The 13,863-nt window shown below is 33.1% G+C and carries 20 protein-coding genes; 13 read left to right on the top strand and 7 right to left on the bottom strand.

All coding sequences use genetic code 11. The annotated features are described in order from the left end of the window. Positions 1 to 15: 15 nt before the first annotated feature. A complete protein-coding gene (locus C5F47_RS05775; RefSeq protein ID WP_246271043.1) occupies positions 16 to 612 on the bottom strand; it encodes an Ntn hydrolase family protein in 597 nt (198 codons plus the stop codon). Positions 613 to 707: 95 nt separating this feature from the next. Here C5F47_RS05775 and C5F47_RS05780 point away from each other — a divergent pair, with 95 nt between their 5' ends. Next, positions 708 to 1,124: a DoxX family protein gene (locus C5F47_RS05780; protein WP_179360160.1), complete on the top strand. Its 417-nt coding sequence runs from the start codon at positions 708 to 710 to the stop codon at positions 1,122 to 1,124. Here C5F47_RS05780 and C5F47_RS05785 read toward each other — a convergent pair. The 3 genes from C5F47_RS05785 to C5F47_RS05795 are packed head-to-tail and all read right to left on the bottom strand — an operon-like array spanning position 1,121 to position 4,346. Further along, positions 1,121 to 2,473 (bottom strand): M20/M25/M40 family metallo-hydrolase, encoded by a 1,353-nt coding sequence (locus C5F47_RS05785; protein WP_179361803.1) that lies wholly within the window; start codon positions 2,471 to 2,473, stop codon positions 1,121 to 1,123. The two genes, C5F47_RS05780 and C5F47_RS05785, sit on opposite strands and share 4 nt — an antisense overlap. A gap of 5 nt (positions 2,474 to 2,478) precedes the next feature. Further along, positions 2,479 to 3,342, bottom strand: coding sequence for an NAD(P)H-hydrate dehydratase (locus tag C5F47_RS05790; protein ID WP_179360161.1), 864 nt, complete (start codon positions 3,340 to 3,342; stop codon positions 2,479 to 2,481). A 50-nt stretch (positions 3,343 to 3,392) separates the two neighbouring features. Further along, on the bottom strand, positions 3,393 to 4,346 hold the full coding sequence (locus C5F47_RS05795) for a tRNA (adenine-N1)-methyltransferase (protein WP_179360162.1): 954 nt from the start codon (positions 4,344 to 4,346) through the stop codon (positions 3,393 to 3,395). Between the two features lie 481 nt (positions 4,347 to 4,827). Between C5F47_RS05795 and C5F47_RS05800 the strand changes: the two genes are divergently transcribed. The 9 genes from C5F47_RS05800 (at position 4,828) to C5F47_RS05835 (ending at position 8,192) form a co-directional block, all read left to right on the top strand. Beyond that, positions 4,828 to 5,130 (top strand): hypothetical protein, encoded by a 303-nt coding sequence (locus C5F47_RS05800; RefSeq protein ID WP_179360163.1) that lies wholly within the window; start codon positions 4,828 to 4,830, stop codon positions 5,128 to 5,130. Positions 5,131 to 5,217: 87 nt separating this feature from the next. Further along, positions 5,218 to 5,481, top strand: coding sequence for a hypothetical protein (locus C5F47_RS05805; RefSeq protein ID WP_179360164.1), 264 nt, complete (start codon positions 5,218 to 5,220; stop codon positions 5,479 to 5,481). 198 nt (positions 5,482 to 5,679) lie between these two features. Next, on the top strand, positions 5,680 to 5,868 hold the full coding sequence (locus C5F47_RS05810; RefSeq protein WP_179360165.1) for a hypothetical protein: 189 nt from the start codon (positions 5,680 to 5,682) through the stop codon (positions 5,866 to 5,868). A gap of 51 nt (positions 5,869 to 5,919) precedes the next feature. Continuing rightward, complete coding sequence (locus C5F47_RS09800) at positions 5,920 to 6,045, top strand: hypothetical protein (RefSeq protein WP_281361067.1); 126 nt, start codon at positions 5,920 to 5,922, stop codon at positions 6,043 to 6,045. Positions 6,046 to 6,092: 47 nt separating this feature from the next. Then, positions 6,093 to 6,320: a hypothetical protein gene (locus C5F47_RS05815; RefSeq protein WP_179360166.1), complete on the top strand. Its 228-nt coding sequence runs from the start codon at positions 6,093 to 6,095 to the stop codon at positions 6,318 to 6,320. A 398-nt stretch (positions 6,321 to 6,718) separates the two neighbouring features. Continuing rightward, positions 6,719 to 7,039: a hypothetical protein gene (locus C5F47_RS05820; protein WP_179360167.1), complete on the top strand. Its 321-nt coding sequence runs from the start codon at positions 6,719 to 6,721 to the stop codon at positions 7,037 to 7,039. 86 nt (positions 7,040 to 7,125) lie between these two features. Continuing rightward, positions 7,126 to 7,263, top strand: a complete 138-nt coding sequence (locus C5F47_RS05825; protein ID WP_179360168.1) for a hypothetical protein — start codon at positions 7,126 to 7,128, stop codon at positions 7,261 to 7,263. A gap of 49 nt (positions 7,264 to 7,312) precedes the next feature. Next, positions 7,313 to 7,825, top strand: a complete 513-nt coding sequence (locus tag C5F47_RS05830) for a hypothetical protein (protein ID WP_179360169.1) — start codon at positions 7,313 to 7,315, stop codon at positions 7,823 to 7,825. 67 nt (positions 7,826 to 7,892) lie between these two features. After that, positions 7,893 to 8,192 (top strand): hypothetical protein, encoded by a 300-nt coding sequence (locus tag C5F47_RS05835; protein WP_179360170.1) that lies wholly within the window; start codon positions 7,893 to 7,895, stop codon positions 8,190 to 8,192. A gap of 3 nt (positions 8,193 to 8,195) precedes the next feature. On the opposite strand, the gene C5F47_RS05840 is transcribed toward C5F47_RS05835, so the two are convergent. The 3 genes from C5F47_RS05840 to C5F47_RS05850 form a co-directional block, all read right to left on the bottom strand. Continuing rightward, complete coding sequence (locus C5F47_RS05840; protein WP_179360171.1) at positions 8,196 to 8,789, bottom strand: response regulator; 594 nt, start codon at positions 8,787 to 8,789, stop codon at positions 8,196 to 8,198. A gap of 328 nt (positions 8,790 to 9,117) precedes the next feature. Beyond that, positions 9,118 to 11,001, bottom strand: coding sequence for an arginine--tRNA ligase (locus tag C5F47_RS05845; RefSeq protein ID WP_179360172.1), 1,884 nt, complete (start codon positions 10,999 to 11,001; stop codon positions 9,118 to 9,120). Positions 11,002 to 11,003: 2 nt separating this feature from the next. Then, positions 11,004 to 11,699: a phosphoglycolate phosphatase gene (locus C5F47_RS05850; RefSeq protein ID WP_179360173.1), complete on the bottom strand. Its 696-nt coding sequence runs from the start codon at positions 11,697 to 11,699 to the stop codon at positions 11,004 to 11,006. Positions 11,700 to 11,787: 88 nt separating this feature from the next. Between C5F47_RS05850 and C5F47_RS05855 the strand changes: the two genes are divergently transcribed. From C5F47_RS05855 to C5F47_RS05860, 3 genes are all read left to right on the top strand, one after another. Beyond that, positions 11,788 to 12,897: an OBG GTPase family GTP-binding protein gene (locus C5F47_RS05855; RefSeq protein ID WP_179360174.1), complete on the top strand. Its 1,110-nt coding sequence runs from the start codon at positions 11,788 to 11,790 to the stop codon at positions 12,895 to 12,897. Positions 12,898 to 13,169: 272 nt separating this feature from the next. Then, on the top strand, positions 13,170 to 13,574 hold the full coding sequence (locus C5F47_RS09870) for a hypothetical protein (protein WP_425489561.1): 405 nt from the start codon (positions 13,170 to 13,172) through the stop codon (positions 13,572 to 13,574). Positions 13,575 to 13,718: 144 nt separating this feature from the next. Beyond that, positions 13,719 to 13,862: a hypothetical protein gene (locus C5F47_RS05860; protein ID WP_179360175.1), complete on the top strand. Its 144-nt coding sequence runs from the start codon at positions 13,719 to 13,721 to the stop codon at positions 13,860 to 13,862. Position 13,863 lies beyond the last annotated feature (1 nt).

The following is a 13,863-nucleotide window of genomic DNA, read 5'->3' on the forward strand; positions in this document are numbered from 1 at the left end:
AAATTAAGAATTTAGTTATTTGATTTCTTCAGTAAACTCTTCAGTACCGTCTTTTGTAATAACTAGCACATCCAAACCATCACCACTTGCTGAATCTCTAAGTGCGGCTGAACGAACTGCTCGTTTTGCCAAATCAATTGCTTCATCTTTACTCATGTTTGGTTTGAATTGTGGGTCTAAGACACCTAATGCCATTTCAGCTCCAGTTCCTACTGCAGCATATTCATCAGGAAGTACTGAACCTAATGGGTCCAAAGTATACATGATTGGTTTATCGACAACACCACCAACAATTACCTGAGTCAATAATGGGAAATATCTTCTTTCATACATCATATTTGACATCATTTTAGCGACAGTGTTTGGAGGAACATCTCTTTTGAGTTCCATTTTTCTAATTTTAGCAAGAGCAGAAATTTGTAAAGATAGAATTTGCATATCAGCGACAAGACCAGCACAAGTTGCACCAACTTTTGGAGTAATTGGGAATGTTTTCTTTGTAGATTTACTTACAAGAAAGTTTCCAAATGCGATCCTTTTCTCACTAGCAAAAACTACACCACCATCAAAAGTAATTCCAACAGCAGTTGCTCCTGGCATATACATTGACATATTTCAAATAATTTTGCCGCATAATAAAGGGCTTTCTACATTTCACGTGTAATTTGTGGGCAAAATAATTATACTGAAAAATTAGGAATATCGTATTGACTACTGCTGAGATTAGAGAAAAATTTCTAAATGATATCGTCTTCATGGGATTAAGATCTACCATAGGTGTGATCTTTATTCTTCACAGCATAGGAAAGTTTAGTCCAGGATTTGCAGAAAACTTACCGAATATGGGATTACCAGCTGAAATGGCAATTCCAATTGCATTGGCAGAATTAGTTCCAGGGATTTTGTTAATCATCGGAGTACTAAGTAGACTATCAGCATCTTTGATTTCAATAATTATGCTAGGTGCAATATTCATGGTCAAAGGAGCATCAGCCATTACAGGAAAAGGTGGTGTAGAATTAGATTTGATTTTACTTGCATCAGCATTAGTAATTATGATTGCAGGTCCAGGAAGAATTTCACTTGCTCAAGCCATCAAAAAGATTCCTAGATGTTTACACTAATTTTTTCCAAAATTTTCCATTATCAAACACATACACTTTGTTGTTTTTTTGAGTAAATCAACTCGTGCAAATTCATTTGGAGAATGAATTCTTGAAAACATGTATGTGCTGCCTATAGAAATGCAGGGAGCTTTTAGAATTTCAACAAAAGGATACATCGGACCAGTTCCAGCATTTGAAACATTCAAAATAGAAGTGCCAAAAGATTTGTCTGCCGCATCTTTGACTTGAGAAACAAAGGGATGTGAAGAATTTGTTCTAGCAGCTGCTTCACCATGGAACACTTTGATACCAACATCAGAGAATCCTTTTGATTTTAGATGTTTTTTTAATCGTGATACCTGTTTTTTAGGATCCATTTTAGGAATCAATCTAAAATCAATTTTCACTAAAGCACTACCTGGAAGAACAGTTTTTGCCCCATCTCCAGTATATCCTGAAACAAATCCAGCAATATTGCATGTGGCACCACCGACCATCGCTTTTTTTGCCTCCAATCCTTTTTTGTCCCCTACAAAAGATTTTATCCCAAATTCTTGTTTGAATACATTTTCATCAAATGGCTCTTTTTGAATAATTTTCAAATCATTTTTTGATAAAGATGAAACATCTTTGTACCAATCTTTTATGAGAATTTTCCCATCAGTGTTTCGAAGTGTATTTACAGCCTCAATTAATCGCCATGCAGGATTTTTTATCAAAACAGCTAAACTAGAATGTGCATCTCTGATAGATTCTTTGACGGATAATTCTACAAAAAGTAGTCCCTTCATTCCAAGACCAACTATAGGTCTATTTTTTGCATCAACATATCCAAATTCCCAGATAACACCATCGCATGAAAATTTCTTTTTGTATTTTTTTAGATAATCTTCAATATGTTCACTGCCAGTCTCTTCTTCTCCTTCAATTACAAATTTTATGTTACATGGAACATCACCAGTTGTTTTTAGACAAGCCTCAACTGCTTTGATTCGAGTAATGAGTTCGCCTTTATCATCAGTTGCACCTCTTCCAAAAATTTTATTGCCTTTTCTGACACCACTAAATGGAGGATCATCCCACAAATCAAAAGGTTCAGCTGGTTGTACATCGTAATGATTGTAAAACATTAAAGTTTTTGAGGGATTTTGTTTTGATTTTATTTCACCATAGACAATTGGAGCAACACCTTTCTTTAATTGTAATATTTCAGATTTGATTCCAGATTTTTTTAATAGTTTTTGAACTAGTTTTGCACATTCCTCAATACCCTCATTTTTTGCAGACACACTGGGTTGACGAATTAACGTCTGCAAATCTGAAACAAGATCATCCATGTGGGAATCAACATATTTTGTATGGATCATACTAGTCACACAATTCTATCAAATGGCTTCATCACATAGGGAATTTCATTCAATAAATCCATCGAGGTCATATGTAATCCGAGCTTCTTTTGAGCGGATTTACCTGCCAATCCATTGATGAATGTTGCAGCAGCAGCAGATTCTAAAGGATTTCTATTATTTGACAATAATCCAGCAACTAATCCAGATAGAACATCACCAGTACCACCAACAGTCATTGCAGGAGTCTTTTTCTCATTGAGATAAGTAGTCGAGCCATTTGAAATCACATCAGTTGCACCTTTTAGTAATACGGTAATTCCAAACTCTTTTGCTTTATTTTCAACAAGTTTGATTCTTTCATTTTTAGAGTTGGAGGGTGATTCACCAAACAATCTTTTAAACTCTCCAGCATGCGGAGTAACTACAACATTCTTGTTTGCCAATATGGGCAACACTTCAGGAATCAGAGCACTTGCATCTAAAGATAAACGAACATCTCTATCCAATAATGATTTAACAAAATGTAGCAAGGAATTTCTTTCTTGAATTGCCAACCCCATTCCAATTGTTGCAGAATGAAGATTGCGAGGTAATGCACCAATAAGCTTGTTTACAGCACCCAAAGTTAGTTTTTGATCAACTAGAGGAATGACAATTAGATTTGGAGAAATAGCGCGAGTTGGAGTGACATTAATTTTAGGAACTGAAGTGTAAACAAGATCCGTGCCACATTTCAACGCGGCAAGTGAGGATAAAATTGGAGCTCCATGGTAGATGTAACTTCCACCTACAACCAATGTAATTCCATTGTCACCTTTTCGTGATTTTGCTTTTCTAGCAGGAATGAATTTTTTTACAATAGATAAAGTTAGATTTTTTCTCACCATACAGAATATCATAGTAAATAGCCGAATAAATCTTGTTTTGTATTAAATGCCTAAGAAGATTTTTTGGTTGTTTTTTTAGCAGGTTTTTTGGTAGTCTTTGTAGTCTTTTTTGTTGTTTTTGAGGCAGATTTCTTGGTTGCCTTTGTAGATTTTTTAACAGTCTTTGTAGAAGGTTTTTTCTCAGTTTCAACAGATGGTGGTTTTTCAGTAGTTTTTCTAGCTGATCTGCCAAAAAAGGCTTTTCTTGCAAAACAAAGGTAAGTAGTATGACCAATGCCTTGAAAAGAATGTCGTGTTTTTCCTTCCCTAGCTTCGATATTTCGAATAATGTGTTCTGTTGATTCTATATCTGTAAATTCGTTTTCGACCAAAGCCATAGTTAATTTCTCTAACTGATTCATAGTTGGACAAATTGCAAATATACTACCACTGCCTTTTAGCATCTTTCTAACTTGAGGAATTACAACCCATGGATCCCCCAAATCAATTAATGCTACATCCATATCTTCAAGAGGCATTTTTTTGGCAGTCTTTAAATCCAAATTGTGTTGTGTAACATATTTTGAAACTCCTGCTTTTTTGATATTTTTCTCAGCAATTTTCATAAATTTTTCATCCACATCAAATGTGTATACATGTCCACGAGGTTTTACAACACTTGCAACAAAAGAGGTCAAGGAACCACTTCCGGTTCCAATTTCTAAAATTTTTTGACCATCACCAATGCCGGCTCTTGCAATAATGTAACCAATATCTTTTGGATATACAATTTGAGTTCCATGTTGAATTCTCATCACATAGTCATACATCGTAGGTTCAAGAAGATAGACATACTTGTCCTTGTTTGTAATTAATTTGGAACCGTATTCTTTGCCAATTGCATCAGAATGTTTTAGGATTCCAATATGCGTATGAAATGATTCATTTTTAGAAATTTTTGCCAACCATTTTTTTGAGTTATTATAGAAGAATAGTACTGGAGAATTTTGCTTAATTTTAGCCATATATTTTGCCTAGAAATTTTAGATAAGAATCTACTGGTTTTTCTTGACGTTTTAACAATTAGTCAACATAGTAGTTTAGGTGGCACTATCCTAAAGAAACTACAAAGGTATACATGAACGACAGGAAGACAGTAGATATGACTAAGAAATTACCAAAGGGCCACAATATTGGCGGCGGCGCTAAACAGAAAAGACGCAAAGAGCAGAAACAAGAATCTAACAAAAACTAAATCAATAAACCACAAATTAGTTAAAATCAATAATCCAACCCCAGGGTTTTTCTTGAAAGTTTAGTCAGAACCTGAAATGATTTAAAATCATGCCTAAAAACAAGTTCATTTGCCTAAAAAATTATCAATAGGGTAAAATCAGCACCATCATGAACACTTTAGATTATCTGATAAAACAAAATGATCAAATTTCAATGTCAATGCCTGAATGTGATAACATTAACACTGACGGACAAGATGAGGAATAAGACATGGTTGAAGCATCATTATCAAAACTGGATGACAAAGGAGTGTTCACCATTGTGAAAGTTGAAAATGTTGAAAAAAAAGTAGGGAAAGAAACCATCACAGAAATAAACATCGAAACTGAAGAAGAATTTGACGGCGTAAAGAACTTCTATACTTCAAGAAAGATGATTGTATCAAAATTTTATGATGATGGGAAATCAACTACGCTAACTCAAGATATTCAAAAAGGTAAAAAACACAGAGTGAAAATAATTACGCAAAGGTTTGGTAATGGGAAAGAAGATTATGACATTGCAAAGTCATGATTTTAGATTCTGAAAAACTCAGTTTTATCACTGTAAAACCAGATTAATATCAATAAGATTAATTTGATAAAATTATAGATATCAGGTATGGCAGATTATGATCCAGATGGACGTCTTTTAATATGCAGAGCTAAACAATTAGATGAAAAACCAACGAGATGCCACAATTGCGATAGTGAAGATATTCAACAAATAATGGAACATGTAGAAGGGGGAAGTTGGATATGCATGGAGTGTAATTTTCTAAATTCATACGAACCGGTGATGAAGTTAACAAAGAACATGTCTTATTCCATGGTAAATTTAGGAAATGATGAGATTGTTTTTGTTGATGGGTGGGATTTTGAGTAAACCTCACATGGCATCAATAGGCTTAATTTGATAACTTTGGGGAGAAAATTCATGAGTTTTAGAACAAGTGTGTTTTCAAGAAGAGAACTAGTGATAATTGTAGGAATTTCAGTCGTTGTTTCATCAATTTTGTATGTATCTTATGTCACAATGAGATAATTGAAAATTCTTAAAAATAATTAGTAAAGATTAAGATTATTGAATTTCAACTGCATCTTCCCATCTTGTAATTACAAAAGAAATGATATCGAAGAAGAAGAATTTCAAAAACATTTGGAGGAAGAACACGGTAATGAAATTAAAGATATTTCTGAGAAAGAGAGCATACCAATTAAAATGGCAGAAATGATGACCATATCAAATTCCAAAGTATTCATCAATTCATAAATTTTAAAATCCAATACGCTTAAGTTCAGAATAATTTTAGAGATTTTAGAATTGGAAGAAGAATATCGCAAAAAAATGATTAAGCAGAAAAAAGAATTTGAAGAATGGAAAAAGAAGGAAGGAGATTCAGATCTTTTGTTTAATAAAAAAGATAATAAGAAAAATAGTAAAAATTAGAATTTAAATTCCAATATGTTTAAGTTGATAAATACATCAGAATAGATATGAATGAAATTTTTGTTTATTGTAAGACATGTAATAAAAAAGTAAAAGCAGTGATTTTAACAAAACACGATGAAGAGTATGATGAAGTTACGGGCAGTCGTAAACTATATGGCATGGTTAGAATCTTACAGCACAACATAGGATTTAGAAAAAACTGTGAAGACACATCTCAAATCAAAGCAATAGTGGAATCAGATTCAAAAGATGATAACGGAGTAATGGTCTAAACCACAACATTGTTTGTTACAGGATAATTCAAAGTGTTATTTACCTCAAAAAGAAACAGCATATGCTGATGATTATTACAACGGGTTCTATCTGATTTCCTCAAATTTGATGAATATTGCCGAATAATGAAGCTGTTTTTCTTTTAGGCGAGGAAAATGTTGATCGGACGTTTAGAAATTTAACCTAAAAGTAATTATTTTTGATTCCGGTTTTTTAACAAAAACATCACCCTAAGAGAATCATTGAGTCAGAGACATCTCGCGGTGTTAGCTGGAAGAGCCCAATGCTCACATAAACTAGTTAATACATTTCAGAGTCTCCACAGTAAAGGAGACTGACTTTTTTTCCGTGATGGGCACAAACAGTATTTTAATGCCAAACAAAGAACCATAGCAAATTGACAGAAATTCAACTAGCAGGTTCAGGAGGATGGGTAAATGCAGATCTTACAGATGAACAAGTAACTAAATCAAAACTTGTACCAAACATAGACAAGCATTTTTTGTCATCACTTGAGAAACTTGACACAGCAAAAATGTCAAAGCATTTTTGCAATCAATGCAATTCAGAATTTGATGGTCCTACTCAGATACAAATTGAGGAACAACCTAACGAGGCTGTTGCAGACGGATTAACTTTGATAGAGAGAGGGCAATACACTTGCCACAAATGCAACTCAATCATTGGAGAATACCGAGTATTTCAGAAAAAAGAATAGGGAAAATCTTTAATTCTGAACTTTATTATTTTCATTCAGCCTAAATAATGCGTATTCATTAAATACGGCAATTTTTTACAGACAACATGTCAAACCAAAAATGCGTATCATGTGGAATTGGTTTCTTTTCCCCAACAGGATCAGACAAATGTTCCAAATGTGCAGGTAAAGAATCAGAAGGCCATGGCGGACATGACTCTTGTGGTTGTGGACACAGCCATTAATTCTTTTTTTCTATAATAGGGATATAACTAACAGAGGATAACTAAACTCATGGCAAAAACATCTCAAGAAATGAAAGATTTGATTGAAGGATTTATCAAAGTAACAAACATCAATTATGAAGATCAGACTAAAAAAATCAAGGAAAAAAGCCAAATTATTGACTGGCAATTTCATGTGGGAACAAATGTCATAGTTAGTAAAAATGCCAACAGAGAAGACAGAATTCACGTAAACGTGAATATGCGATTTCCTCCTCAAGATTCAAAATTACTAGTAATGAAAAACCCATCATTCTCTAAAGCAATTATGGAGATTAGTGAAATTTGTACAACGTGTGGTGTCGGACATCAGTGGATAAAAGATGGGGAAAATATTGCAGGTTTAGCAATATTCTCACATGTTGATGAAGAAAATCTAAACAGAGTGTCATTTCATAATACTTGGGATAATGTTGCAAGAGTATCAGGACATGTTCAAAAAATCTTACGATCAAATTTCAGTGGTTTTTCAGCACAAAACAATACAACTGATGCAACAATAGACAAGTCAATGTACGGATAATTTCATAAAATTTGAGATATCCAAGTACCGAAATGAACATACACTAGTGAAATACAGCAAAAATGAAATGATATCTTTTGAACACAGAATTCTTAGCGAATACAGAATTAAAATAGCAAAAATTGAGACACTTGCAAAATCCATAATGACTCATCATACTCCAAAAGGAGATGAAGCTAAAGGCGCTTCAGAATTTTTAGATGTTCTGATCAACGAGACAGACAAATTCTATGAGACCAATAGTACAATATTATCAAAAAATGGGAAAAGACCTCATGCTCGCTCACGTCTACCAGAAACTAAAGAATGGAATGAAAACGTAGAAGAATTTTATGAGAAAAATCCACGAAGAAGACCTAGAAAATAATCATCAAACAAGTTGAGATAGTTTTTGAATATGACTGACGTCATTTTTTGCTGCCAAGTCTAATGCCTCTTGCATCTCATTTTTGTATGCTTCAACATTTTTTTCATCGTTTTTAATAATTCTACATTCTTGAAGTACAGGTAATTCTTTGAAATTCTTGTATTGATCATATGTCAGAATGCAAGTATATGATTTTGGATCATCTTTGAAGACATATTGAATTTTAAACGGCATTAAATTATGAGACTCCTCAAATATTGACTCAACTAAGATATTTACGTCGACTGGTTTGAAAACAATTTTTGTAGGCTCTAATGATTCAATTTGATCATTCATAGACATTGGAGAGCCGCCAGTAACTATAATGATAATACTATTGGGATCTATTTCTCTGATTTTTTTTAGTGCATATACTCCATCATATTCAGGCATCATCAAATCTAGCAATACTATATCAGGATGTAATTGATTAAACAGTTCAACTCCTTCTAATCCATTGTATCCTTTTCCAACAACATCAATTCCATACATTTCTAAAAGTTCAGACATTGAAAAAACAATGTCTTTGTTATCATCAACTACAATTACAGATGTCAAATTGATCCCATGCCCTTCCTAATTTCGATCAATTATGAAATTAAATGGTGTCTGTTTAGAAAATAAATAACACATGAATAATATCTATTTGCGTACAAATATTTAAAATAACATATTCATACTTTGTATGAAAATATGAAACAAGTGTTTACACTCAATTTGCAACAATTTGGAAAATACATACAGGATTTAGACAGTAATTTTCCAAACATTTATGACTAAATTACTTTTAATGGAAACCAATTGGTTTGCACGCCAAGATACTTTTTCAGAGTTTCGGCTCTGTTGAGTATCCCTAGGGAGAGAACACTGTTTTCTCCCTAGGACATTACATTCTTTCTGGTGCTTTGATCCCTAAAAGATCTAATGCCTTTTCTAAAACAATTTTAAAAGAATTCACCAAACAAATACGAGAATTTTCTAATTCAACATTACCTAAATCCAACACCTTAGATTTTTCATAAAAGGAATTGAATGCAACTGCTAAATCATGACAATATCTTGCAATAACTTTAGGAGACAAGTTGTTTGTAGCATCTCGTACTTGCAAATTAAAAAGACCCACAGTTTTAATTAACTCTAATTCAGATTTTTCTTTCAATAAAGTAAAATCAACATCAATAGTTGGAGTTCTACCAGATTTCTCCAATATTCTTGAGGCCCTTGCATGAGTATATTGAATATATGGAGCAGTGTCACCTTCCAAACTAAGTGATTTTGTTAAATCAAACGTGATGATTTTATCTAAATCTTGTTTAATCATTTCATATCTCAAAGTACCAACAGAAACAGAATGAGCAATTTTTTCAATTTCAGAGTCATCCATTTCAGGATGTCGTTTTTTTGTTTCGACACGAGTTTTTTCTTTTAAAAGATCATAAACAGAATCAGCATTAACATACAATCCTTTACGTCCAGACATTTGAGCTTGTTTTCCATCAGTTTCCAAACCAAGAGTTTTTGCAGTTTCAGAACTCAAAGTTACAGATTCATACCCAAGGTGATTGTATGCATCAGGAACGGATTTGAATTTCCCCATTAAAGTTGTGATTATTTTTTGTAATCTAGCTTGTCTAGAATCAATAACAGTGACAACTTTTTCTCCCGTGAAATTCTTAGAAACAGGAGTTGTTTTATCCAAAGTTGTTTGCCACAAAATACGAGAATTTGGTTGCTCACAGTATTTTTCATAATTGAATGGATCCTCAAGCAATCCTAGTTTCCAAGCAGCATATGGAATATCTTTTGCAATATAGGTTGCAGTACCATTACTACGAACAATCACTTTGTCTTCTTCTTTACCATCACCACGAATTACCCAACAGCCAGCATTCTTTCCTTCATTTTCAAATTCGACAAGTTTCATTGCTTGTAATTTTTCAAAAATATTATTCCATAAACCAGAGCGGATTATTTGAGATTCAAAATTCAGACAATCGTAAGTAACTCCTAAATTCCAACATGTTTCAAGTTGGCCTGCCAATACTCTTCGAGTGATTTTATCAGCAAATTTTGCAGTTTCAGAATCACCATCTTCAAGTTCTTTAAGAACATTTTTTCTTATCTCTTCAAGACTAGAATCAGTCTCATATTTTTCAGTAGTTTTAACATAAACATCATCTCCACAATAATGATCAAATTTCTTTCCATTTGGAGGCTCTTGATCATATCCAAAATGTTTGAATCCAACTATAATGTCAGCAACTTGTAATCCAGAATCATCGATATAGTTCAACACATTTACTTTGAACTTTGCTTTTTCTAAAATTCTAGATACCGTATCTCCAATTATGATATTTCTGATATGCCCTATGTGTAATGCCTTGTTTGGATTAACACTAGTGTGTTCAACTACAATTGTAGAGTCGTTTCCAATATCAACATCACCACATGTTTCAAGATAAGATTCAGACAGAATCAGTTGACTAAGCTTATCCCAATTTGCGAAAAAGTTGAGATACCCAGATGGATGTGCTTCAGATTTCAAAACTAGTGTATTAGTGCAATTTTCATATTTTGTAGATAACATTTCTGCTATCTCTTTAGGACTTTTTTTGAGCTGTTTGGCAAGCAAGAAGGAAATATTTGAGCTGACATCACCAAAACCAGGTTTTGCAGGTTCAACAGAGAAATTTATTTCAGAAATAGAAAGTTCAGATAAGATCTTGTTAAGATTATTTTCAATTTCATCAAGTATTGATTTGAATGTCATGATTACATCTCAGATAACTTGGGTGCTAATTTATCTAATGCCTCAAGAACCCCATCCCCAGCTTTTGCAGAGACCACCATAGTGGCCTCAGATTTTACCTGATCGGATGCGTTACCTAAAGCAATGCTTACTTTTGCCACCTTAAACAACGGAATGTCAGTAGCACTATCACCTATTGCAATTACATCTTCAGCAGAAATAGATAGTTTTTCCATGATTTTTGTAAATCCAGTCCCTTTATCAATTCCAGGGGAATTGATATGATATGCATATTGACTGTCAGATAATTCAACATTGATATTTTTTTCAGCAAGTAATTTTCTGGCAAGATCTAAATCAAAAGTTCTCTCTAAAACAACTTCAGTCATCCTAGGAAAAACACGCTTTTCTTTTACATTATCAATATTATTTTTAATAACATCAAATGCCTTTTTGCACTCTTCAAGATTTCCTAACAATATATGATCATCAGACTCTAATGTAATGCATCCACCATTTTCCCCCACTGCAATTTTTGTAGTTCCACCAAAAACTGAAAGTAAGAATCCTTCAACAGAAGAACGTCCTGTAACATAGATAACATTGTGACCCATATTGGTTAAACGACGTAGTGCATCAAGGGCATCAAGATGAATTCTACCCCCTCCATTTTCAGTAATTGTTCCATCAATATCGACTGCAAAAGTTCTCTTTTTCACAAAAACTGTTTTTTTAACCGAATAATATTTGCTACTAAGTGAAGTAATACGGTTTTATTTGAAAAGAATGTTAAAGAATTGATCAGTCTTGGGAATTCCTGAAAAAATTAAAGCCATTCAAGATGAGATGGCTAAAACTCAGATTAACAAAGCAACAGAGCATCACATAGGCTTACTCAAAGCAAAAATTGCAAAGCTCAAAAGAGAGCAAGAGTCGGAAGTTGCCAAAAAATCAGGGATGAAACAAGACGGGTTTGATGTTAGAAGAACAGGAGACGCCACAGTTGTTTTCATAGGATTGCCAAGTGTGGGGAAATCAACATTACTAAACAAAATGACAAGTGCAAAATCAACTGTAGGAGCTTTTCAGTTCACAACATTAACAGTAGTTCCAGGAATGATGGAATATAGAGGTGCAAATATCCAAGTATTAGATCTTCCAGGGATCATCAAAGGAGCATCAACAGGTAAAGGATTAGGAAAAAGGATTTTGTCAGTTGCAAGAACTGCAGATCTTGTCCTATTGGTACTAGATGTATTCCAACCATATCACGAGGATGTCTTAACAAACGAATTAGGAAATATAGGAATCAGATTGAATCAATTACCTCCAAACATCACTATTGAAAAAGCATCAATGGGAGGAATAGCAGTTGCACAACAAGTAAAATTAACAAAAATTACAGAGAAACATCTTAAAGATATTTTGCATCTATATGGATTAGTAAGTGCAAGAGTAGTAGTTAGAGAAGATATTACGTCAGAACAATTAGCTGATCATATTGCAGGAAATATTAGTTATTCAAAAGCCCTTACAGTATTAAACAAAATAGATTTGGTAGATAAAGAATTTCTAAAAGATTTGAAAACAAAAATAAAATCAGATGTAATAGAAGTATCAGCAAACTCAGATACCAACATAGAATTATTGAAAGAAAAAATTTATGAAAAATTAAAGTTCATTAGAATTTACATGAGACCAAAAGGTGGAGAAACAGATTTCAAAGAACCATTTATTGCAAGAGAAGGAGACACAGTAGAAGACATTTGTAATAAAATGCATAGAAGATTAAGAAGAGAATTCAGATATGCATTAGTTTGGGGAAAGAGTGTAAAGTTTGGAGGACAAAGAGTAGGATTGAATCATGTTTTAATTGATGAAGATGTACTTACAATCATCAAAAGACGCGGCATTTAATCCAAAATAGATCAAGAAATAAAAAAAAATAATTATAATTGAAGAGTCAAAAACAAATTTTAAAAAAATAATTTAAAAAAAACAGTTTAGTTACGCGCAATTACATTGTAATTGTTTAATTTTTGAAAACATGTTGTGATTTAGGCTCTAAATGTTGTTTTGAATTACATTAATTGAAAAAATAACGATCAAAATAAAAAAATAGAAATGAAATTACTTGACAAATTGTAATCAAATTGTGTAAATTTCTTTAGTTTAACCACTGAAAAACGATGAAAATGCCGAACTCATTAATGGCAGCTAAACGAAAAGCCGCTCCAAAGAGAAAAGCAGCTCCAAAGAGAAAAGCAGCAGCAAAACGCAAAGCAGCTCCAAAGAGAAAAGCAGCTCCAAAGAGAAAGGCAGCTAAAAGAAAAACCGCAGCTAAAAAAGCAGCTCCAAAGAGAAAAGCAGCAGCAAAACGCAAAGCAGCTCCAAAGAGAAAGGCAGCAAAAAGAAAAACTGCAGCTAAAAAAGCAGCTCCAAAGAGAAAAGCAGCTCCAAAGAGAAAGGCAGCAACTAAACGCAAAGCCGCTCCAAAGAGAAAGGCAGCTCCAAAGAGAAAGGCAGCTCCAAAGAGAAAGGCAGCAACTAAACGCAAAGCCGCTCCAAAGAGAAAGGCAGCAAAAAGACGATAATCTCGTCAATAAACTAACAATCGTCATAAAGACGACGAATTGTTTCCATTTTTCTAAACTCTTAACAGTGTAAACTATAGACATGTATTTTTGGAAAAATAATTGCAGATGAGTTAATATTGATTAATTTTTGAAAAAAATTACATGTCTGAAGATGACAAAATTGAAAAAATGTTACAAATGTTAAAAGAAGAAAAGAAAAAACTTTTGGATGAAGTTGATGAAACTATAATGAAAAAGAAATCTTTGTCAGATCCAAATTCAGAAAATGAACTTTTGAGAAAATAAA

It is taken from the genome of Nitrosopumilus cobalaminigenes (assembly GCF_013407145.1).
Taxonomy (GTDB): Archaea; Thermoproteota; Nitrososphaeria; order Nitrososphaerales; family Nitrosopumilaceae; genus Nitrosopumilus; species Nitrosopumilus cobalaminigenes.

Coding starts and splice junctions, on each gene's coding strand:
- C5F47_RS05775 (WP_246271043.1), bottom strand. CDS start 612: ATGTCAATGTATATGCCAGGAGCAACTGCTGTTGGAATTACTTTTGAT.
- C5F47_RS05785 (WP_179361803.1), bottom strand. CDS start 2,473: ATGATCCATACAAAATATGTTGATTCCCACATGGATGATCTTGTTTCA.
- C5F47_RS05790 (WP_179360161.1), bottom strand. CDS start 3,342: ATGGTGAGAAAAAATCTAACTTTATCTATTGTAAAAAAATTCATTCCT.
- C5F47_RS05795 (WP_179360162.1), bottom strand. CDS start 4,346: ATGGCTAAAATTAAGCAAAATTCTCCAGTACTATTCTTCTATAATAAC.
- C5F47_RS05800 (WP_179360163.1), top strand. CDS start 4,828: ATGGTTGAAGCATCATTATCAAAACTGGATGACAAAGGAGTGTTCACC.
- C5F47_RS05805 (WP_179360164.1), top strand. CDS start 5,218: ATGGCAGATTATGATCCAGATGGACGTCTTTTAATATGCAGAGCTAAA.
- C5F47_RS05815 (WP_179360166.1), top strand. CDS start 6,093: ATGAATGAAATTTTTGTTTATTGTAAGACATGTAATAAAAAAGTAAAA.
- C5F47_RS05825 (WP_179360168.1), top strand. CDS start 7,126: ATGTCAAACCAAAAATGCGTATCATGTGGAATTGGTTTCTTTTCCCCA.
- C5F47_RS05830 (WP_179360169.1), top strand. CDS start 7,313: ATGGCAAAAACATCTCAAGAAATGAAAGATTTGATTGAAGGATTTATC.
- C5F47_RS05835 (WP_179360170.1), top strand. CDS start 7,893: ATGATATCTTTTGAACACAGAATTCTTAGCGAATACAGAATTAAAATA.
- C5F47_RS05845 (WP_179360172.1), bottom strand. CDS start 11,001: ATGACATTCAAATCAATACTTGATGAAATTGAAAATAATCTTAACAAG.
- C5F47_RS09870 (WP_425489561.1), top strand. CDS start 13,170: ATGAAAATGCCGAACTCATTAATGGCAGCTAAACGAAAAGCCGCTCCA.
- C5F47_RS05860 (WP_179360175.1), top strand. CDS start 13,719: ATGTCTGAAGATGACAAAATTGAAAAAATGTTACAAATGTTAAAAGAA.